This is a genomic window from Pseudomonas sp. LD120 (assembly GCF_009861525.1).
Lineage (GTDB): Bacteria > Pseudomonadota > Gammaproteobacteria > Pseudomonadales > Pseudomonadaceae > Aquipseudomonas.
The window spans coordinates 1,927,211-1,945,498 of sequence record NZ_WVHL01000005.1 but is presented as its reverse complement, the minus strand read 5'-3'; the positions used below and the strand labels follow the sequence as shown (position 1 = coordinate 1,945,498).

The 18,288-nt window shown below is 60.5% G+C and carries 21 protein-coding genes; 12 read left to right on the top strand and 9 right to left on the bottom strand.

Annotated features, from left to right (window positions below; all coding sequences use genetic code 11):
* Positions 1-25 precede the first annotated feature (25 nt).
* Complete coding sequence (locus PLD_RS23195) at positions 26-1,447, bottom strand: amino acid permease (protein ID WP_159896903.1); 1,422 nt, start codon at positions 1,445-1,447, stop codon at positions 26-28.
* Positions 1,448-1,843: 396 nt separating this feature from the next.
* Here PLD_RS23195 and PLD_RS23190 point away from each other — a divergent pair, with 396 nt between their 5' ends.
* From PLD_RS23190 to PLD_RS23185, 3 genes are all read left to right on the top strand, one after another.
* A complete protein-coding gene (locus PLD_RS23190) occupies positions 1,844-2,158 on the top strand; it encodes a hypothetical protein (RefSeq protein ID WP_159896901.1) in 315 nt (104 codons plus the stop codon).
* 315 nt (positions 2,159-2,473) lie between these two features.
* Entirely contained in the window at positions 2,474-2,611 is a 138-nt protein-coding gene (locus PLD_RS30490) for a hypothetical protein (protein ID WP_178116200.1), read from the top strand.
* A gap of 63 nt (positions 2,612-2,674) precedes the next feature.
* Entirely contained in the window at positions 2,675-3,640 is a 966-nt protein-coding gene (locus tag PLD_RS23185) for a leucyl aminopeptidase (protein WP_159896899.1), read from the top strand.
* A gap of 171 nt (positions 3,641-3,811) precedes the next feature.
* Here PLD_RS23185 and rluB read toward each other — a convergent pair whose 3' ends face one another.
* From rluB to PLD_RS23160, 5 genes are all read right to left on the bottom strand, one after another.
* Positions 3,812-5,002: a 23S rRNA pseudouridine(2605) synthase RluB gene (rluB, locus tag PLD_RS23180; protein WP_159896897.1), complete on the bottom strand. Its 1,191-nt coding sequence runs from the start codon at positions 5,000-5,002 to the stop codon at positions 3,812-3,814.
* A 422-nt stretch (positions 5,003-5,424) separates the two neighbouring features.
* Positions 5,425-6,432 carry an SMC-Scp complex subunit ScpB gene (gene scpB / locus PLD_RS23175; RefSeq protein WP_159896895.1) on the bottom strand — a complete coding sequence of 336 codons (1,008 nt, stop codon included), beginning with the start codon at positions 6,430-6,432 and terminating at the stop codon, positions 5,425-5,427.
* A 12-nt stretch (positions 6,433-6,444) separates the two neighbouring features.
* A complete protein-coding gene (locus PLD_RS23170; RefSeq protein WP_178116243.1) occupies positions 6,445-7,143 on the bottom strand; it encodes a ScpA family protein in 699 nt (232 codons plus the stop codon).
* Between the two features lie 120 nt (positions 7,144-7,263).
* On the bottom strand, positions 7,264-7,893 hold the full coding sequence (locus PLD_RS23165; protein WP_102864113.1) for an L-threonylcarbamoyladenylate synthase: 630 nt from the start codon (positions 7,891-7,893) through the stop codon (positions 7,264-7,266).
* A gap of 13 nt (positions 7,894-7,906) precedes the next feature.
* Positions 7,907-8,767 carry a PHP domain-containing protein gene (locus PLD_RS23160; RefSeq protein WP_159896891.1) on the bottom strand — a complete coding sequence of 287 codons (861 nt, stop codon included), beginning with the start codon at positions 8,765-8,767 and terminating at the stop codon, positions 7,907-7,909.
* 87 nt (positions 8,768-8,854) lie between these two features.
* On the opposite strand from PLD_RS23160, the gene PLD_RS23155 reads away from it, so the two are divergent.
* From PLD_RS23155 to PLD_RS23130, 6 genes are all read left to right on the top strand, one after another.
* Entirely contained in the window at positions 8,855-9,451 is a 597-nt protein-coding gene (locus tag PLD_RS23155) for a septation protein A (RefSeq protein ID WP_159896889.1), read from the top strand.
* 1 nt (position 9,452) lies between these two features.
* Positions 9,453-9,752, top strand: coding sequence for a YciI family protein (locus PLD_RS23150; RefSeq protein WP_159896887.1), 300 nt, complete (start codon positions 9,453-9,455; stop codon positions 9,750-9,752).
* Between the two features lie 110 nt (positions 9,753-9,862).
* Entirely contained in the window at positions 9,863-10,273 is a 411-nt protein-coding gene (locus PLD_RS23145; protein WP_159896885.1) for a translation initiation factor 2, read from the top strand.
* 7 nt (positions 10,274-10,280) lie between these two features.
* Complete coding sequence (locus PLD_RS23140) at positions 10,281-10,958, top strand: response regulator transcription factor (RefSeq protein WP_159896883.1); 678 nt, start codon at positions 10,281-10,283, stop codon at positions 10,956-10,958.
* A gap of 146 nt (positions 10,959-11,104) precedes the next feature.
* A complete protein-coding gene (locus PLD_RS23135) occupies positions 11,105-11,542 on the top strand; it encodes an LTXXQ domain protein (protein WP_159896881.1) in 438 nt (145 codons plus the stop codon).
* A 64-nt stretch (positions 11,543-11,606) separates the two neighbouring features.
* Positions 11,607-12,947 (top strand): HAMP domain-containing sensor histidine kinase, encoded by a 1,341-nt coding sequence (locus PLD_RS23130; RefSeq protein ID WP_159896879.1) that lies wholly within the window; start codon positions 11,607-11,609, stop codon positions 12,945-12,947.
* Between the two features lie 81 nt (positions 12,948-13,028).
* Here the strand turns inward: PLD_RS23130 and PLD_RS23125 are convergent, their stop codons facing one another.
* The gene (locus PLD_RS23125; protein WP_159896877.1) at positions 13,029-13,595 is read right to left on the bottom strand and encodes a nitroreductase family protein; all 567 of its coding nucleotides are present in this window, start codon (positions 13,593-13,595) and stop codon (positions 13,029-13,031) included.
* A 122-nt stretch (positions 13,596-13,717) separates the two neighbouring features.
* On the opposite strand from PLD_RS23125, the gene PLD_RS23120 reads away from it, so the two are divergent.
* Positions 13,718-15,172: a TrkH family potassium uptake protein gene (locus PLD_RS23120; protein WP_159896875.1), complete on the top strand. Its 1,455-nt coding sequence runs from the start codon at positions 13,718-13,720 to the stop codon at positions 15,170-15,172.
* On the opposite strand, the gene PLD_RS23115 is transcribed toward PLD_RS23120, so the two are convergent.
* Complete coding sequence (locus PLD_RS23115; RefSeq protein WP_159896873.1) at positions 15,129-16,190, bottom strand: AraC family transcriptional regulator; 1,062 nt, start codon at positions 16,188-16,190, stop codon at positions 15,129-15,131. The two genes, PLD_RS23120 and PLD_RS23115, sit on opposite strands and share 44 nt — an antisense overlap.
* A 143-nt stretch (positions 16,191-16,333) precedes the next feature.
* On the opposite strand from PLD_RS23115, the gene PLD_RS23110 reads away from it, so the two are divergent.
* Together PLD_RS23110 and PLD_RS23105 are read left to right on the top strand one after the other, a co-directional pair.
* Positions 16,334-16,645 (top strand): DUF962 domain-containing protein, encoded by a 312-nt coding sequence (locus PLD_RS23110; protein ID WP_159896871.1) that lies wholly within the window; start codon positions 16,334-16,336, stop codon positions 16,643-16,645.
* A gap of 94 nt (positions 16,646-16,739) precedes the next feature.
* Positions 16,740-17,336: an HD domain-containing protein gene (locus PLD_RS23105; protein WP_159896869.1), complete on the top strand. Its 597-nt coding sequence runs from the start codon at positions 16,740-16,742 to the stop codon at positions 17,334-17,336.
* A 22-nt stretch (positions 17,337-17,358) separates the two neighbouring features.
* On the opposite strand, the gene PLD_RS23100 is transcribed toward PLD_RS23105, so the two are convergent.
* The gene (locus tag PLD_RS23100; RefSeq protein ID WP_159896867.1) at positions 17,359-18,180 is read right to left on the bottom strand and encodes a UDP-2,3-diacylglucosamine diphosphatase; all 822 of its coding nucleotides are present in this window, start codon (positions 18,178-18,180) and stop codon (positions 17,359-17,361) included.
* Positions 18,181-18,288 lie beyond the last annotated feature (108 nt).

Genomic DNA, 18,288 nt, shown 5'->3' with positions numbered 1-18,288 from the left:
GGGTCTGTCATGCTCGGAGCCAAGCTTACTTCAGCGAAGCATTGGCCGCCTGCAGCGCGTGCTGAGCACTGCGCTTGTTCTTGATCAAGTAGCAGACCCACATGAACACCACCCACACCGGGATCGCGTACACCGAGATCTGGATGCCCGGAATCATCAGCATGATGCCCAGGATAAACACCACGAACGCCAGGCAGATGTAGTTGCCGTAGGGATACCACAGGGCCTTGAACAGCGAAGTCTGGCCAGTGCGGTTCATGTGCTGACGGAACTTGAAGTGCGAGTAGCTGATCATCGCCCAATTGATCACCAAAGTTGCCACCACCAGGGACATCAACAGCTCCAGGGCATGCTGCGGAATCAGGTAGTTGAGCAGCACGGCAACAAAGGTTACCGCCGCCGAGGCCAGAATCGACATCACCGGAACGCCACGCTTGTCGATTTTCGCCAAGGCCTTGGGCGCGTCCCCCTGCTCGGCCATGCCCAGCAGCATGCGGCTGTTGCAGTAAGTACCGCTGTTGTACACCGACAGCGCGGCGGTCAAGACCACGAAGTTGAGAATGTGCGCCGCAGTGTTGCTGCCCAGCATCGAGAACACCTGGACGAACGGACTACCGCTGTAAGCGTCGCCAGATGCGTTGAGGGTCTCCAGCAGACTGTCCCACGGGGTCAGCGACAGCAGCACCACCAGGGCACCGATGTAGAAAATCAGGATGCGGTAGATCACCTGATTGATCGCTTTGGGGATCACGGTTTTCGGTTTGTCGGCCTCGGCTGCGGTGAAACCGAGCATTTCCAGGCCGCCGAAGGAGAACATGATGATCGCCATGGCCATTACCAGACCGTTGACGCCATTGGGGAAGAAGCCACCGTGGGACCACAGGTTGCTCACCGATGCCTGCGGGCCTCCGTTACCACTGACCAGCAGGTAGCTGCCCAGGGCAATCATGCCGACAATCGCCACCACCTTAATGATGGCGAACCAGAACTCGGCCTCGCCGAACACCTTGACGTTGGCCAGGTTGATCACGTTGATCATCACGAAGAACACCGCCGCCGAAGCCCAGGTGGGTACGTCCGGCCACCAATAGTGCACGTACTTGCCGACCGCAGTCAGCTCCGACATGCCCACCAGGATGTAGAGGATCCAGCAGTTCCAGCCGGAGAGAAAACCGGCGAAACCGCCCCAGTATTTGTGGGCGAAGTGGCTGAACGAACCGGCCACCGGTTCCTCGACGATCATCTCGCCCAATTGGCGCATGATCATGAAGGCAATGAATCCGCAGATGGCGTAGCCGAGGATCATCGACGGCCCCGCCGACTTGAGCACCCCGGCCGAGCCCAGGAACAAACCGGTACCAATCGCCCCGCCCAGGGCGATCAGTTGAATATGACGATTTTTCAGGCCGCGTTTCAGCTCGCCCGAATGCGAGTTTTGTCCACTCATGAAAAGGTTCTCACGCAAGGTTTGATTATGTTTGCAAGACGTTGCCGCCCGATGAAGGCTTAAGCGGCGCCGATCAAAGCCCAGCGCAGGCACCCGAAATTCAGCGTTTTTCTAACGGTCATGCGTCACCTGTTTGTTTTTATCTGTGACGAAATCGAACCCGCCACGCTCGTGACGCGGCGGAGTGAACAAGGCGGATAACCTTGAATTTATTGGCCCGGCAGCAGTGTTTCCAGCGCCCCCGAGGCAGGCTGAAACGCGCGGCGCAGACGCAAAATGCGCGGGTACGCAGTTGGGTCACAGGTAAAACGCGGGGCATTGTACACCCCTGACCCCCTGCCGCCAGACACCGCTGTATCAGCGTGTCGGTAACCGGGATCCCGCAAGGCCTGCTCGATGCTCGGCATCGGTGGCGCAACATTGGACGGACCGAATGCGGTCGTCGATAAAGGAGCGATGGGCATCGCCCTTCGAAGGGTGTTGGTGAAAGTCGGTTGCGGCGTTCATTGCGCCTCCTTCTTGTTATGCACCTGTACGCAGGCAGGTGTGCATCACACCTGCCTTGGGGCCTTAGAACAAGCGGGCCAGAGCCTTCGCGGAAAGACTATCCTGAACTTATCGGAAGATTTTTCTTACAGCTCAGCGGTAGCGACGAATTCAGTGCCTAAAACCGACTATTTCGTCAATATTTCTTTACAGTGCGTAACGTAAATATGCCAAAACACCTCCACTCGACAAGCGACTGCTAATTGACACCCGCTACTTCAACACACTGTAAACGCCCTAGCCGTTTGTTTTCCCGATGGAAAGCTCCCACCTAAAAATAGAAAATAAAGTTCATTAGAAAATAATCTAGTTATTTTTTTGCACTTCAAAATGCCTTGAACTAGGTTTCCAGCCACTTGCCGGGCGCCTCATCCGGCAAGCCCGAGGAACGGCTGGGTAGCCCTGGCACCCCCTCGTCCACCCCTGTTGATCCGTTCCGCCAATGGACTGCCAAGTGCAATGTCATCTAGGAGAATCACCATGCAAACACTGGAACAAGATCTGGAAACCGAACTGCAACTGGACGATTGGTTCGAAGCCGCCACCCATGATGCAGCCGTGGAAATGATGCAGGCCGACGCAGTGGTTCCGTTCGGCACGGCCATGTGGCCGATGTAAGGCGCCTGGACCGGAGCAGGCCTTGCGCCTGCCTCGGTCACCTTTGTCCTCCAGGGAGGTTTTATGGACCAGACCCGCGCCATCCGCCATTTCCTGTACTACCTCGAACACCATCCAGCCTTGAGCGGCGCCCAAGCATCGAAAGTGGTGATCGGCCACACCGCCGACTACCAGGCCATGGCCAGCTCCATCATTGAGCAATCCCACCTGGCCACGCCGCTGGCGCTCAGCGCGTTGCGCCTGGACCTGGAGCCGGCCGAATGCCTGGCGCAGGCGATCACTGAGTGTGACCTGTACATCCTCTTCTACGACTCCTCGACCCTGCCCCAACCCCGCCCCGATGGCCCGGACTTCCTCCGCCCGCTGCACGGGCTGATGGCCGAATACTGGAAAAAGTCCCTGCTGTTCAAGGACTACGGCGACTATTTCTACGACACCTTCAGCGTCGACCCACAACGCATCGCCGACCTCAATGCCACCCTGATCCGTCGCCTGTCCCAGGCCAGCACCCTGAGCTTCAGCGACTCTCTGGGCTCGTATTTCGAAGCACCGCTGAACAGCGTGAAAAAATGGACCGACATCAACGGCGTAGGCAATTACGACCTGGCGCCAGGGGAAATCGCCACCCATAGCGACGCCATCAATGGTCAGGTGAGGTTTCTTGGCACCTTTCTCAGCACCATTCCCTTCGCCCGCAAGTACGGAGTCCTACAGGCGCCGCTGGAACTGTGGATAGAAAATTCAAGCATTTGCCAGGTGGCCACCGAGGTGCCCGGACTGGCCACAGACTTCAACAAATACCTGGACGCCAACCCGTCGAATCGACGCATCGAGGAGCTGGGAATCGGCACCAACGAAGGCATCAGATCCCTGTACGGGCGTAATTCCGGTTTTGAAGAGCGTCATTGCGGCTTGCACCTGGGGCTCGGAGGCGGCGCCAAGGGCAGCCACCACCTGGACCTGATCTTCAGCGCCGGCGTGCTGGCGGTGGACAACAAACCGGTGTTTGACGGCCAGTTCGCCTTTTAACTTCACCTTGTGTAGGAGCTGGCTTGTGTAAGAGTTGGCTGGCCAGCGAAGGCGATCACAAGCCTTGCCCAGGACTTGAGAGCCTATTCGCCGGCAAGCCGGCTCCTACGAAGCACCTGGCAAAAAAAACGCCAACCTGGAGGTTGGCGTTATTTGTCGGCGGGCCGAGGCTTATTCCGGCTTGCGGCGGCCGAAACCAGGACGCTGGCCGCTACCGGCCGGGGCACCACGGCGCCTGCCGGACGGTGCGTCCTTGTCCAGCACCAGGCTTGGACGCTTGGATTTCGGAGCCGGCTTGGCCGGACGCTTGCTGTCCACCGGACGCTCGGCTACCGGCGTACCGCGGCCACTTGCAGGACGCGGTGCACGCGGCCCGCGCTCGCCATCTTGACGGGGCGCCGGTTTGCGCCCTGGGCGCTCGCCTTCAACATGCGGCTCACGGGGGGCGCGGGACGTGGCTGGCGCACCGTTGGCCGGACGCAGGGTACGCACGCGCTCGCTCTTGCCCACTGGACGCGAGGATTTACGCTGCATGCGCTCCAGCTTGTCCTTGGACTTGGCATTAAGCTGCGGCAGCGCCACCGGAGTCAGGCCGACTTCGGCGCTGAGCACGTCGACTTCGTACTGGCTCATTTCGCGCCAGCGCCCCATCGGCAGGTCGGAGTTGAGGAACACCGGACCGAAACGCACGCGCTTCAAGCGGCTGACCACCAGGCCCTGGGACTCCCAAAGACGACGCACTTCGCGGTTGCGACCTTCCATCACCACGCAGTGGTACCAGTGGTTGAAACCTTCGCCACCGGGCGCCTGCTGGATGTCGGTGAACTTGGCCGGGCCGTCTTCGAGCATGACCCCGGCCTTGAGGCGCTCGATCATCTCGTCGTCGACTTCACCACGCACACGCACCGCGTACTCGCGGTCCATCTCGTAGGACGGATGCATCAGGCGGTTGGCCAGCTCACCGTCGGTGGTGAACATCAGCAAGCCGGTGGTGTTGATGTCCAGACGACCGATGTTGATCCAGCGGCCTTCCTTGGGCCGCGGCAGCTTGTCGAACACGGTCGGACGGCCTTCCGGGTCGTCACGGGTGCAGATCTCGCCGTCGGGCTTGTTGTACATGATCACGCGGCGCACCGATTCAGCGGCCTCTTCGCGCTTGATCACCTTGCCATCGATGGAAATGGCGTCATGCAGGTCGACGCGCAGGCCCAGGGTGGCCTCTTTGCCGTTGACCTTGATCCGGCCCTGGCTGATCCAGGACTCGACGTCGCGGCGCGAGCCGACGCCAATGCGGGCGAGGACTTTCTGCAGTTTCTCGCCGGCTGGACGGATTTCCTGGTCGTTCTGATCGGTATCGCTCATCTGGGCACCTCCCGGTGTAGCGCTTCAGGCTAGAGCGGCCTGAAGACGTGAAAACAGGTTCTGTAGCGAAGGGATCGCCAAAGGGTCGCGAATCATACGCTCATGGCGGCGGTTGCGCATCACAGACTAGTTGATAAGTCGCCGTGCGGGCTTTTTTCCGCCAATCGGTGACGCAAGTTTCCCCACAGCGGCCGGATTGCCGGCGAAGAGGACAGCAAGTCTTGCGCCGAACCGACTGACGCCTTCTCTGGCAAGCCAGCTCTTTGTATTTCGACTATCGCTGCGTAAAGCGCAAAAGCTCTCGACTGATCATCCAGGGAAGTGTCTGGATGCCGCCCAGTGCCTTAGGCTTCTAGCCTGCATGTAGATTGTGCTCCAGCCTTCCAACACTCACTCATCAAGCTCGAACGATATCTACAAGGTCAGTCGTCCAGCAGGCGACGCTCGTTTTCGATGGCTTCGGCCAGGGCCAGGGCTTCGGCCTCCTCTTCGCTCAGTTGCGGTTCCGATGGCTCCAGCGCGGCAACGGCAGCCAGCAACTTGGCCCGGGCCTCGGCAACCCCCAGCGCATCGTCCTCGGCTTCAACCTGCGGCACCTCTTCGGGCCCGACCGCGAACTCATCGGAGCCATCCCAGTCATCACCAGGGATATCAGACTCGGCTTGCACCTCTGCCTGATCGAACACCGGCTCCGAGCGCCCGGGCTCAACCGCGCCGTCACGATGCAGGTCGTCGAAGTCGGTCTTGATCCCCTCCTCCATCGAGTCCAGTTCCAGCAGCAGGGTATGAAAGCTAGTTTCTTCCTCGGCTTCCTCCGGTTCAGCGCTGGCATCGGCCAGTTGCTGCAAGTGCTCGGGAACCGGAGCGTCGTCGAACTCCAGCACCGGCTCGGCCTCCATCTCTCGCAGTTCGGCCAGCGGCGGCAGGTCGTCAAGGTTCTTCAGGTTGAAGTGATCGAGAAAAGCCTTGGTGGTGGCGAACATCGCCGGTTTACCTGGCACATCGCGGTAGCCGACCACGCGGATCCACTCGCGTTCCAGCAGGGTCTTGACGATATGACTGTTGACCGCCACACCCCGCACGTCCTCAATTTCACCCCGAGTAATCGGCTGACGATAGGCGATCAACGCCATGGTTTCCAGCATGGCGCGCGAATAGCGCTGGGGTCGCTCCTCCCACAGGCGGCCTACCCAAGGGGCGAATTTCTCACGAATCTGCAGGCGATAACCGGAAGCCACTTCCTTGAGCTCGAAGGCACGTCCCTCGCAGGACTTGCCGAGCAGGGTCAGGGCTTTCTTGAAAACCGCAGGTTCCGGCCGCTCGGCTTCTTCAAAAAGCTCGAACAGGCGCTCCAGGGACTGGGGCTTTCCCGAGGCCAACAGAAAGGCTTCGAGCAGGGACGCCAGCTCGCGGGGTTCATTCAAATTCATGATTTAAGCTCGTTATTCGGCTCGCGCCCGTACGTGGATGGCCGCAAAGGGCTCATTCTGCACCAGCTCGACCAGGGATTCCTTGACCAGTTCGAGGATCGCCATAAAGGTCACCACCACCCCCAAGCGCCCTTCCTCGGCGGTGAACAGCTCGACAAAGGGCACGAAACCACCGCCCTTGAGCCGCTCCAGCACATCGCTCATGCGCTCGCGGGTAGACAGGGCCTCGCGGCTGACCTGGTGGTTTTCGAACATGTCGCCCCGGCGTAGCACCTCGGCCATGGACATCAGCAACTCTTCCAGCGCCACATCCGGAAGCAGCTTGCGCGCCCGGGCCTCAGGAGCATCAAGCTTGGGCACCACCACGTCGCGACCAACCCGGCTCAGGCCATCGATGCCTTCGGCGGCGGCCTTGAAGCGCTCATATTCCTGCAGGCGGCGGATCAGTTCAGCTCTCGGGTCGTCCTCTTCTTCCTCGACCTCGGCGGAGCGCGGAAGGAGCATCCGTGACTTGATCTCGGCCAGCATGGCCGCCATCACCAGGTATTCGGCAGCCAACTCCAGGCGCACCGACTGCATCAACTCCACATACCCCATGTACTGACGGGTGATTTCCGCCACCGGGATGTCAAGGATGTTGATGTTCTGTTTGCGGATCAGGTACAGCAACAAGTCCAACGGGCCTTCGAAGGCTTCAAGGAAGACCTCCAGGGCATCCGGGGGGATGTACAGGTCCAGGGGCATTTCCATGACCGCCTGGCCGTAGACCATGGCGAATGGCAGCTCCTGTTGGGCACCAGCCTGCTCGTCAACGGTTTCCACTGCAGACATCTAGGCCTCGGCCATGAACGGCGCGGGGTCGCCGCAACCGACGCGGATCACTTCCGGCTCGCCATCAGCCAGGCTGATCACCGTGGAGGACTCGGTGCTGCCAAAGCCGCCGTCGATGATCAGGTCCACCTGATGCTCCAACAACTGGCGCATCTCATAGGGATCGCTCAAGGCTTCGGTATCACCGGGCATGATCAGGCTCACGCTCATCAGCGGTTCGCCCAGCTCAGCCAGCAGCGCCAGGGCAATCGGGTTGCTCGGTACCCGCAGGCCGATGGTGCGACGTTTCGGGTGCAGCAACAGGCGTGGCACTTCGCGGGTAGCATTGAGGATGAAGGTGTAAGGCCCCGGCACATGAGCCTTGAGCAGGCGGAAGGTGCCGGTGTCGATCTTGGCGAACAACCCCAACTGCGACAAATCGCTGCAGATCAGCGCGAAGTTGTGCTTGTCGTCCAGCTGACGCAAGCGCCGGACCCGCTCGATCGCGCCCTTGTCGCCCATTTGGCAGGCAACGGCGTAGGAGGAGTCGGTGGGATAAATCACCACGCCACCGCCGCGAATGATCTCGACGGCCTGTTTGATCAGGCGTGGCTGGGGGTTTTCCGGGTGGATCTGGAAAAATTGACTCACTGTCTCTACCTGTTCAGGCGGCAATAATTGGCTCATGTTTGAAGCGACACCATAGCGGCGGCAGATCCTCGGGGACCGGACGATACTCACCGATCTCGGACCAGCCACCTGGACCATGAAAGTCACTGCCAGCGCTGACCAGCAGTCCGAATTCACGGGCAAGGATTGCCAGACTGCCCACTTGCTCCGCAGGTTGATGGCCATTGACCACTTCAATTGCATGGCCACCGGCTTGAATATAGTCGGCAATCAAACGGCGACGCTTACTGCGGGTGAAATCATAATGCCAGGGATGAGCCAGACTGACCCAAGCCCCCGATTCACGCAGCGTGCCAACGGTTTCTTCCAGGGTCGGCCAGTGCTGTTTGACGTCACCCAGCTTCCCCGCCCCCAACCATTTACGGAAGGCCTCGGCGCGGTCCTTGACGAAACCGGCACGCACCAGAAAGTCGGCAAAGTGCGGCCGCGCCGGAGCATTGCCACTGTCACCCAATTCCTGCTGGATCGCCCGCGCGCCTTGCAGCGCCCCGGGCATGCCTTTAAGGGCGAGTTTGCGACTGATTTCTTCGGCGCGTAGCCAGCGTCCGTCGTGCAATTGATTGATGGCCGCCACCAGCGCCGGCGCATGAGTGTCGAACCCGTAGCCCAGTACATGAATGGTGGCGCCGCCCCAGGTACAGGACAACTCAACGCCATTGACCAACTGCATCCCCAACGACTGCGCGGCCTGACGAGCCTCCGCCAAGCCTTCGAGGGTGTCGTGGTCGGTCAGGGACAGGATTCGCACGCCTCTCTCGTACGCACGCGCAACCAGAACCGCAGGCGCCAGGGCGCCGTCGGAGGCCGTGCTATGGCAGTGCAAATCGACATTCACAGGATGATAAAACCTCAAGTCAGCTGGCGCTTTCGCGACCAAGGATGTTTGTTATTATGCCGCCACATCCTGCTTCTGGCTGCCACTGTGAAACAATTCATCGACTTCATCCCGCTGTTCCTGTTTTTCATCGTCTACAAAATTGATCCTCGCGTCGTCGACCTTGCCGGTCACGAAGTCACCTTGGGTGGCATCTACAGCGCCACCGCGGTGCTGATCATCAGTTCCCTGGTGGTGTACGGTGCACTGTTCATCTCCCAGCGCAGATTGGAAAAAAGCCAATGGCTGACCCTGATTGCCTGCCTGGTCTTTGGTAGCCTGACCCTGGCCTTCCATAGCGAAACCTTCCTTAAGTGGAAAGCCCCGGTGGTCAACTGGCTATTCGCCCTGGCCTTCATCGGCAGCCATTTCATCGGTGACCGCCTGCTGATCAAGCGCATCATGGGCCATGCCCTGACCCTGCCAGCCCCGGTGTGGACCCGCTTGAACATCGCCTGGATCGCCTTTTTCCTGTTCTGTGGCGCAGCCAACCTGTTCGTTGCCTTCACCTTCCAGAGCATTTGGGTCGACTTCAAGGTCTTCGGCAGCCTGGGCATGACCGTACTGTTCCTGGTGGGCCAGGGCATCTACCTGTCGCGCCACCTGCATGACACCGATCCCACTACCCCGAAAACCGAGGACTGACATGCTTTACGCAATCATTGCCACAGACGTCGCCAACTCCCTGGAAAAACGCCTGGCCGCACGCCCGGCGCACCTGGAGCGGCTGCAAGTACTCAAGGATGAAGGGCGTGTGGTGCTGGCCGGCCCGCACCCGGCGATCGACAGCAATGACCCCGGCGACGCCGGTTTCAGCGGCAGCTTGATCGTGGCCCAGTTCGAGTCCCTGGGCGCCGCCCAAGCCTGGGCCGAGGCCGATCCCTTCGTGACCGCTGGCGTCTACGCCAATGTTGTGGTCAAGCCGTTCAGGCAGTCGATGCCGTAATTGCTCCCTGACGCGATGAACCTTCCTGGCTCATCGCGTTCTCAATCGCTCATTATTCTCGTTCGCCGGCCGACAACCTGCCCAACACTCGATTGGAATCAGGAGTTTCGATGCGACAAGGTCCGCTGTGTCTACTGTTGGTCATGTTATCGATCGGGGCTCCGGCCCTTGCCGAGGAACCCCAGGAAACCGGCCATTCGACGCCGCTGTCCCTGAGCGCCGGCAGTCAGATCACCGAGTTGCAGCAACGCTTGAAAGAGAGCGAGCGCCTGCGTGACCAACTGAGCAAACAATTGCAAAGCGCCGATAGCGAACGCGAAAGCCCGCAACTGATCCGCTTGCGCCAGGAGAATCAGCGCCTCAAGCTGCAACTCAAAGAAACCCAGGCTCACCCGACACCGCGGCTCCTGACCGATCAGCAGCAATGGTTCGTCATCGGCGGCGGAGTGGCCTTGCTGGCCCTGCTCTGCGGTATCTTTGCCAGTGGCGGGCACCGCAAGCGTCGACAATGGCTAAATTGAGTGATTCATGAGCGACCTGTTACTGATTGATGATGATCAGGAGTTGTGTGAACTTCTGAGCAGTTGGCTGGCCCAGGAAGGGTTCCAGGTGCGCGCCTGCCACGATGGCCTGAGCGCACGCAGGGCCTTGGCCGAAACCGCGCCGGCGGCAGTGGTGCTGGATGTGATGCTGCCCGACGGCAGCGGCCTGGAATTGCTCAAGCAACTGCGTAACGATCACCCCGATCTGCCGGTACTGATGCTTTCGGCCCGTGGCGAACCCCTGGACCGGATCCTCGGCCTGGAACTGGGCGCCGACGATTACCTGGCCAAACCCTGCGACCCCCGTGAACTCACCGCCCGCCTGCGCGCCGTATTGCGCCGCAGCCACCCGGTGGCGGCTTCCAGCCAGATGGAGCTGGGCGACCTGTGCTTCAGCACGATCCGTGGCGTGGTCACCCTGGATGATCAGGACATCAGCCTGACGGTTTCCGAAAGCCGTCTGCTGGAAGCCCTGCTCAAGCAGCCTGGCGAACCCTTGGACAAACAGGAACTGGCGCAGATCGCCCTAGGCCGCAAACTGACTCTGTACGACCGCAGCCTGGACATGCACGTCAGCAACCTGCGCAAAAAGATCGGCCCACACCCTGACGGTCGCCCACGCATCGTTGCCCTGCGCAGCCGCGGCTACTACTACAGCCTGTAGCCCTGCAACTGCGGTTACAGGGTTTTGTCAGGGCGACGGATAAACGTCTTTACCCAAGCTTTACCCTCCCCTGACCGCCGCTGACCTTGATTTGCGTAGCCTGAGCTCATCCGGAACTGACCGGGAATGAGACAAGGAGATACACCATGCGCAAGACCCTGATCGCTCTGATGCTCGCCGCCGCCCTGCCAACCGTGGCCATGGCCATGCCGGAAGGCAACGGCCCAATGGGCCCAATGGACGGCCATCGGCACAGTGAACACATGCGCGGCAAAGGCCCCTTCAGCCAACTGGACCTAAGCCGCGAACAGCGCCAGCAGATCGGCAAGCTGATGGGGGAGCAGATGCACCAACGCAAGGCCGTCATGGCCAAGTATCTGGAAAAACTCTCCCCAGCCGACCAGAAAGCCATGAAGGACGAACTGGCCGCCAAGCAGCAGAAAACCCAGGCCGAGATCCGTGGTTTGCTCAAGCCTGAGCAGCAGAAAGAATTCGACGCCATGCTGAAGAAACAACAGGAACGCCGCGCCGAATGGGCCCAATTCAAGGCCTGGAAAGCGCAACAACCGCAAACAGCGCAATAATGCGTTAGCGTTCAACCCCAGCCCAGTGCCCCCCCACTGGGCTTTCTGCGTTCAAGGAGTTGCTGTGCGTTCACTGTTCTGGCGCATCCTGGCCAGTTTCTGGCTAGCCATCAGCCTGGTTGCAGGGCTGTCGATCCTGCTCGGGCACATGCTCAATCAGGACGCGTGGATTCTCAGTCGGCATCCGGGGCTCAGCAGCCTCGCCGAGGAATGGACGCACACCTACGAAACTCAAGGCGCAGATGCCGCCCAAAACATTCTTCGCCAACGCAAGCGTCAGTTTCACATTGACGTTCAAGTGCTCAACGAAAGCGGCGATCCGGTGGTCAGTGGAACTTTCCCCAGGCGTGCTGCCGCCTTCGAGGCCCGACGGCACAACGACGACCGGCAACTGCCCTGGCGCCGCCTGACGGCGGAATACACCAGCCCGAACACTGGTGACACTTACCTGTTCATCTATCGCATTCCCCACCCGGAATTGGACGCCTGGCACCGCGACAGTCTGACCTGGCCACTCAGCGCCCTGGCCATCGCCCTGGTGGTCCTGACCCTGCTCAGTCTGCTCGTGACACTGTCCATCACCCGCCCCTTAAGTCGTCTACGCGGCGCGGTACACGACCTGGGCCAAGCCACTTACCAGCAAAACAGCCTGGCGCGCCTGGCCAACCGCCGAGATGAATTCGGCGTGCTGGCCCGGGACTTCAACCGCATGGGCTCGCGCCTGCAAGGTTTGATCGGCAGCCAGCGCCAACTGCTTCGGGATGTCTCCCATGAACTGCGCTCGCCCTTGGCGCGCCTACGTATTGCCCTGGCGCTGGCGGAACGGGCAGCCCCGCAGGAGCGGGAAAGACTCTGGCCGCGCCTGACCCGCGAGTGTGATCGCCTGGAAGCATTGATCAGCGAAATTCTGGTGCTGGCTCGGGTCGACGCGGACAATGCCAGTGCCGAAGAGGTGGACCTCAACGCCTTGCTACTGGCCTTGCAGAAAGACGCACAGTTGGCCTGTCCCGAGCAACGGGTACAAATCGATGCCCAAGGGCATCTGAGCCTGCGCGGCTGGCCAACGATGCTCGAACGCGCCCTGGATAACCTGCTGCGTAACGCCCAGCGTTTCAATCCGGCCGGCCGCCCCATCGAAGTACAAGCCCAGCGCCAGGGCGACAAGGTCCTGATCAGCGTGCGCGATCATGGCCCCGGAGTGGAGGCACAGCACCTGAGCCAACTGGGGGAGCCCTTCTTCCGCGCCCCAGGACAAAGCGCTCCAGGCCATGGACTGGGACTGGCCATCGCCCGCCGCGCCGCAGAACGTCATGGCGGCTGCCTGATACTGGCCAATCATCCTCAGGGCGGATTCGTCGCCACCCTGGAGTTGCCCCTGGTTCCGGGCGCGCCGGGGCCGGCCTGAATGCAACGCGGGCCAGTCGCTACTGCCATGATCAGCAGAAGCAGCTGGCCCGCGATGTAGCCACAAGCGTGAGAGCAAAGATCAGGCTTTGGCGGTCCAGGCGCTGACGAACTCGGCTGTATCGACTTTCGGTGCAACCCGTGGCTCGTTCAGCGGCGTACCCAGGTACAGGAAGGCAATGATCTCTTCCCCCTCTGCCAGCCCCAACCCCTTGGCCACATGGGACGAGTAGGACAACTCGCCCGTGCGCCACACGGCACCGACGCCCTGGGCGTAAGCAGCCAACAGAATGCCATGAGCCGCGCAGCCAGCCGCCAGCCGTTGCTCGGACTTGGGCACCTTGAAATGCTCCTGCAAGCGGGCCACTACCACAACCACCAGGGGCGCTCGCAGAGGCATGGCGCGCGCCTTGTCCAAGGCTGCCTGGGTGACCTCGCCGCCCTCCAGTTGCACCGCTTCCACCAACAGCGCCCCCAACTGATCACGTGCTTCACCCTCAACGGTCAGAAACCGCCAGGGGCGCAACTGTCCATGATCGGGTGCCCGCAAGGCGGCGGCGAACAGTGCTTCGCGTTGTGCCACAGTGGGAGCAGGTTCCACCAGACGTGGCACGGAAACACGGTTGAGCAAAGCGTCGAGAGCCTCCATCGGCCACCTCCTGAAAAAAATGTCCGCCTATTCTAGCGGCATCTGCCAGAGGGGTGCCGGTTTACATGCCCCGCCCCGTAGGTAGAATGGGCGCCCTTCTCACTCCTGCCCGAGCGGAACACATGGCGCTGCCGACCCTAAGGATCATTGGTTTCATCATCGGCATCTTCCTCATCACCCTGGCCATCGCCATGGTAGTGCCGATGGCAACACTGGTGATCTTCGAGCGCACTGGCGATCTGCCGTCCTTTCTCTGGGCCAGCATGATCACCTTCATTGCCGGCCTGGCACTGGTCATTCCCGGGCGTCCCGAACACATCCACCTGCGCCCCCGGGACATGTACCTGCTAACGGTGTCCAGTTGGGTGGTGGTGTGCATCTTCGCCGCCTTGCCGTTCCTGCTGACCCAGCACATCAGTTACACCGACTCGTTCTTCGAAAGCATGTCCGGCATTACCGCAACCGGTGCCACCGTGCTCAGCGGCCTGGACAGCATGTCTCCAGGGATTCTGATCTGGCGTTCGATGCTGCACTGGCTGGGAGGCATCGGCTTTATCGGCATGGCAGTGGCAATTCTGCCGCTGTTGCGCATTGGCGGTATGCGCCTGTTCCAGACCGAGTCCTCGGACCGATCAGAAAAGGTCATGCCACGCTCGCACATGGTGGCGCGGCTGATTGTTGCCACTTATGTCGGCATCACCATCCTCGGCAGCCTGGCGTTTTGGTGGGCCGGGATGAATATCTTCGATGCCATCAACCACGCAATGTCGGCGATCTCCACTGGCGGATTTTCCACTTCTGACGACTCCCTGGCCCACTGGAAACAACCGGCAGTGCATTGGGTCGCGGTGGTGGTGATGATCCTCGGCAGCCTGCCCTTCACCTTGTACGTGGCGACGCTGCGCGGCAACCGTCGGGCACTGATCAAGGATCAGCAGGTTCAGGGACTGCTCGGACTGCTGCTGGTGACCTGGATAGTGCTCGCCACCTGGTACTGGTGGACCACCAACCTGCACTGGCTGGAAGCTCTGCGCCATGTAGCGCTAAACGTTACCTCGGTGGTCACCACCACCGGCTTTGCCCTGGGTGACTACAGCCTGTGGGGTAATTTCTCACTCATGCTGTTCTTTTATCTAGGATTCGTCGGCGGCTGCTCGGGCTCCACAGCCGGCGGGATCAAGATATTCCGCTTCCAGGTCGCCTACATCCTGCTCAAGGCCAACCTCAATCAGTTGATCCACCCGCGCGCGGTGATCAAGCAGAAGTACAATGGCCACCGTCTGGACGAAGAAATCGTCCGCTCGATCCTGACCTTTTCATTCTTCTTCGCCATCACCATTTGCATGATCGCCCTGGCCCTGTCACTGCTGGGCCTGGACTGGATGACCGCCCTGACCGGCGCCGCCAGCACCGTGTCCGGCGTAGGCCCGGGCCTGGGAGAAACCATTGGCCCGGCGGGCAACTTCTCGACCCTGCCGGACGCTGCCAAGTGGATTCTGTCACTGGGCATGCTCCTGGGCCGCCTGGAGATCATCACCGTGTTCGTGTTGTGCATTCCTGCGTTCTGGCGTCATTGACCGAGCTCGTCAGTTGCAAGAGACGCGCCCGGTACTCACCGGGCGTGGCGTCGAACCAACGACGGAAGGCTCGGAAGAAGTTGCTCGGATCGGCAAACCCCAGCAGATAAGCGATCTCCAGCAAGGTCATGCTCGGCTGCGCCAAGTACTGCTCGGCCAGCTCCCGGCGAGTGTCATCGAGCAGAGCCTGGAAGCTGGTGCCCTCCTCTTGCAAGCGGCGTTGCAACGTACGCTGAGACAGGTGCAGGGTTTGTGCCACGCTCTCGCGCTTGGGTTCGCCCTGGGGCAGCAGACGACACAGCACCTGCCGCGCCTTGTGGGTCACCCGGCTTTCGGAGAAGCGCGCCAGGTATTCACCGGCAAACCGATCATGCAGCAACGCCATCGCCTCGTTGGCGGTGGGCAGCGGCGCCTCCATGTCGGCGCGCTCAAAGATCAAGGCGTCAAACGCCGCGGCAAACACCAGCGGCGCATGAAATACGTCTTTATAAGGCTGCACATCCTGCGGCTGCTCCCCTTGCAGCATGACCTTACGCGGCTGCAGAACACGCCCCGTCAACCAACCGCACAATGCCAGCGCGCACGCCAGTGAGGCCTCAACGCTTTGCCGGGTAGGTGGCAGATGGTCGCCATGCACCGTCAGGATCAGCGCATAACCCTCAGGTAGAAGTCGGAAACTCAGGTCAGCGCTTTCAGCGATGATCCGCTGATAACGCACCAAACGTTGAAAGCCCTCTGCCAGCGTACGACTCGACATCAGCGCATAACCGGCCACATGAAAGGACGCAGGACGCACCACCTTCCCCATGTTCAGACCAATTGCCGGATTGCCGGACAGCTCGACGGCCCGCTGCCAGAGCCGGGTCATCGAGTCCTGAGTAAAGCGCGCATCGGGATCTTCCAGAGCGCCATAGTCGAGCCCCAATTGCTGAAACAGGACTCGGCAATCCAGACCATCCATTTCCAGGGCTTTGACAATTCCCTGAGTCCAACTTGCGGAAGTCGTACGTTCGCTCATGAGGGCTTCTTACATGATGAGCCGCATGCTACGGCCAATTTCCCAAGGATACTAAAGTGGCGCCCATTGTCACTGGCCAGCACAGCCCTGGACTCTAGACTCAAATAAGCTGGCGCAGAACAACCAACACAGAGACCGCGGCCATGGAAAATTTTCGACCGTTCAACAGCTTCGCCGAGTTCTACCCCTACTACCTGAGCGAACACAGCGACAGCACTTGCCGTCGCCTGCACTTTATCGGCACCAGTCTGGTGATCTTCCTCCTTGCCCTGGCCATCGGCAAAGGCGCCTGGCTATTGCTGCTGGCCTTGCCGGTGGCCGGTTACGGCTTTGCCTGGGTGGGGCACTTCTTTTTCGAGAAAAACCGCCCTGCCACCTTCCAACATCCCCTGTACAGCCTACTGGGGGATTTTGTGATGTACCGCGACATGATCAGGGGCAAGGTGCCGTTTTAGATCCGGTCAGATACCCAACCGGCCAGCACCGCGAGACTCAAGGTCAGGCACGGGCACAGCCCCCCCTCACCACAGGACAACAAGAGGATGGCGGATGAGCGCTCTAGCGCGTTTCACCCATATGCGGGACGGCACTCAAGAAGACTGGGCGATCATCGCGGCGGACTTCAGCGCCTATGCCAGGCAACTGCCGGCGCGTATCCTGACCCACCTGCAATTGCTCGAAGGCGACTTCGGCGGTTTTCCGGTGGATCGACTGACCCATTCATTGCAGACCGCCAGCCGCGCCTGGCGTGACGGACGCGACGAAGAATACGTGGTCTGCGCCCTGCTCCACGATATCGGCGACACACTGGGTGCCTATAACCACTCGGATATCGCAGCAGCCATTCTTAAACCCTTTGTCAGCCCCGAGAATCTTTGGATGGTTGAGCAACACGGGATCTTCCAGGGCTACTACTTCTTTCATCATCTGGGCATGGACCGCCATCTGCGGGAGCAATTCAAGGAGCACCCGCTGTTCCAGCGCACCGCCGAGTTCTGTGCCCGGTACGACGCCGCTGCCTTCGACCCCACCTACGAAAGCCTGCCCCTGAGCTTCTTCGAGCCTATGCTGCAACGACTGTTCGCCCAGCCGCGGCAATCGCTGTACAAGGCCGCACTGGAAACCTCAACCCCGAGCGGGGCCTGAAATTGGCAAGCTGGTCGATCGCTCAGGCCGGCTCCGCCATCTTCATGCGCTCGGCCTTGAGCTGGGCCTCCCGGGCCTGGGCCTCGGCCAGACGATAGAGCTCGATGGAGCCGTCCCAATGCTCGATCAAGGCAGTGCAAGACTCCACCCAATCGCCGCAATTGAGGTAGTCAACCTCGCCGACCTTGCGGATCTCGGCGTGATGAATATGCCCGCAGACCACCCCGTGCAGCTCGCGCTTGAGGCATTCGTGGGCAATCGCCTCCTCAAAGTCGCTGATGAAACTCACCGCGGTTTTCACCTTGCGCTTGAGGTAGGCCGACAGCGACCAGTAACCGTAGCCATAACGCGCCCGCCAGTGGTTGAGCCAGCGGTTGAGGGTCAGGGTGAACTCGTAGGCCGAATCGCCAAGAAAGGCCAGCCAGCGATGGTAGCGAGTGATGACGTCGAACTGATCACCATGAATCACCAGCAAGTGGCGGCCGTCCGCGGTGACATGCACCGCCTCGTCCACCAGTTGGATATTGCCCAGGATCAGCTTGGAATAACGACGCAGGAACTCATCGTGATTGCCGGTCACGTAGATCACCTCAGTGCCACGCTTACTCATGGTCAACAAGCGCCGGATCACATTGGTGTGGGCTTGAGGCCAATACATGCCACCGCGCAATTTCCAACCGTCGATGATGTCACCCACCAGGTAGATACGGTCGGCGTGATACCCCTTGAGAAACTGCGCCAAGTGTTCGGCCTGACAGTCCCGAGTCCCCAGGTGCACATCTGAAATCCACAAAGTCCGCACCCGTTGCTTGCGACTGGGTTTGGCAAGTTCGGCATGAGTCATGGGCGCTCTCCAGGATTTTTTGCGAGCTTGCGCTCCAGCGATTAATAGCCCATGACATAAATACGGCAGTGCGATGACAGCGCGAAACGCCCGACTGCCGGTGTAGAC

Coding starts and splice junctions, on each gene's coding strand:
- PLD_RS23105 (WP_159896869.1), top strand. CDS start 16,740: ATGAGCGCTCTAGCGCGTTTCACCCATATGCGGGACGGCACTCAAGAA.
- PLD_RS23120 (WP_159896875.1), top strand. CDS start 13,718: ATGGCGCTGCCGACCCTAAGGATCATTGGTTTCATCATCGGCATCTTC.
- PLD_RS23150 (WP_159896887.1), top strand. CDS start 9,453: ATGCTTTACGCAATCATTGCCACAGACGTCGCCAACTCCCTGGAAAAA.
- PLD_RS23140 (WP_159896883.1), top strand. CDS start 10,281: ATGAGCGACCTGTTACTGATTGATGATGATCAGGAGTTGTGTGAACTT.
- rluB (WP_159896897.1), bottom strand. CDS start 5,002: ATGAGCGATACCGATCAGAACGACCAGGAAATCCGTCCAGCCGGCGAG.
- PLD_RS23190 (WP_159896901.1), top strand. CDS start 1,844: ATGCTCGGCATCGGTGGCGCAACATTGGACGGACCGAATGCGGTCGTC.
- PLD_RS23115 (WP_159896873.1), bottom strand. CDS start 16,190: ATGAGCGAACGTACGACTTCCGCAAGTTGGACTCAGGGAATTGTCAAA.
- PLD_RS23145 (WP_159896885.1), top strand. CDS start 9,863: ATGCGACAAGGTCCGCTGTGTCTACTGTTGGTCATGTTATCGATCGGG.
- PLD_RS23100 (WP_159896867.1), bottom strand. CDS start 18,180: ATGACTCATGCCGAACTTGCCAAACCCAGTCGCAAGCAACGGGTGCGG.
- PLD_RS23110 (WP_159896871.1), top strand. CDS start 16,334: ATGGAAAATTTTCGACCGTTCAACAGCTTCGCCGAGTTCTACCCCTAC.
- PLD_RS23195 (WP_159896903.1), bottom strand. CDS start 1,447: ATGAGTGGACAAAACTCGCATTCGGGCGAGCTGAAACGCGGCCTGAAA.
- PLD_RS30490 (WP_178116200.1), top strand. CDS start 2,474: ATGCAAACACTGGAACAAGATCTGGAAACCGAACTGCAACTGGACGAT.
- PLD_RS23185 (WP_159896899.1), top strand. CDS start 2,675: ATGGACCAGACCCGCGCCATCCGCCATTTCCTGTACTACCTCGAACAC.
- PLD_RS23125 (WP_159896877.1), bottom strand. CDS start 13,595: ATGGAGGCTCTCGACGCTTTGCTCAACCGTGTTTCCGTGCCACGTCTG.
- PLD_RS23135 (WP_159896881.1), top strand. CDS start 11,105: ATGCGCAAGACCCTGATCGCTCTGATGCTCGCCGCCGCCCTGCCAACC.
- scpB (WP_159896895.1), bottom strand. CDS start 6,432: ATGAATTTGAATGAACCCCGCGAGCTGGCGTCCCTGCTCGAAGCCTTT.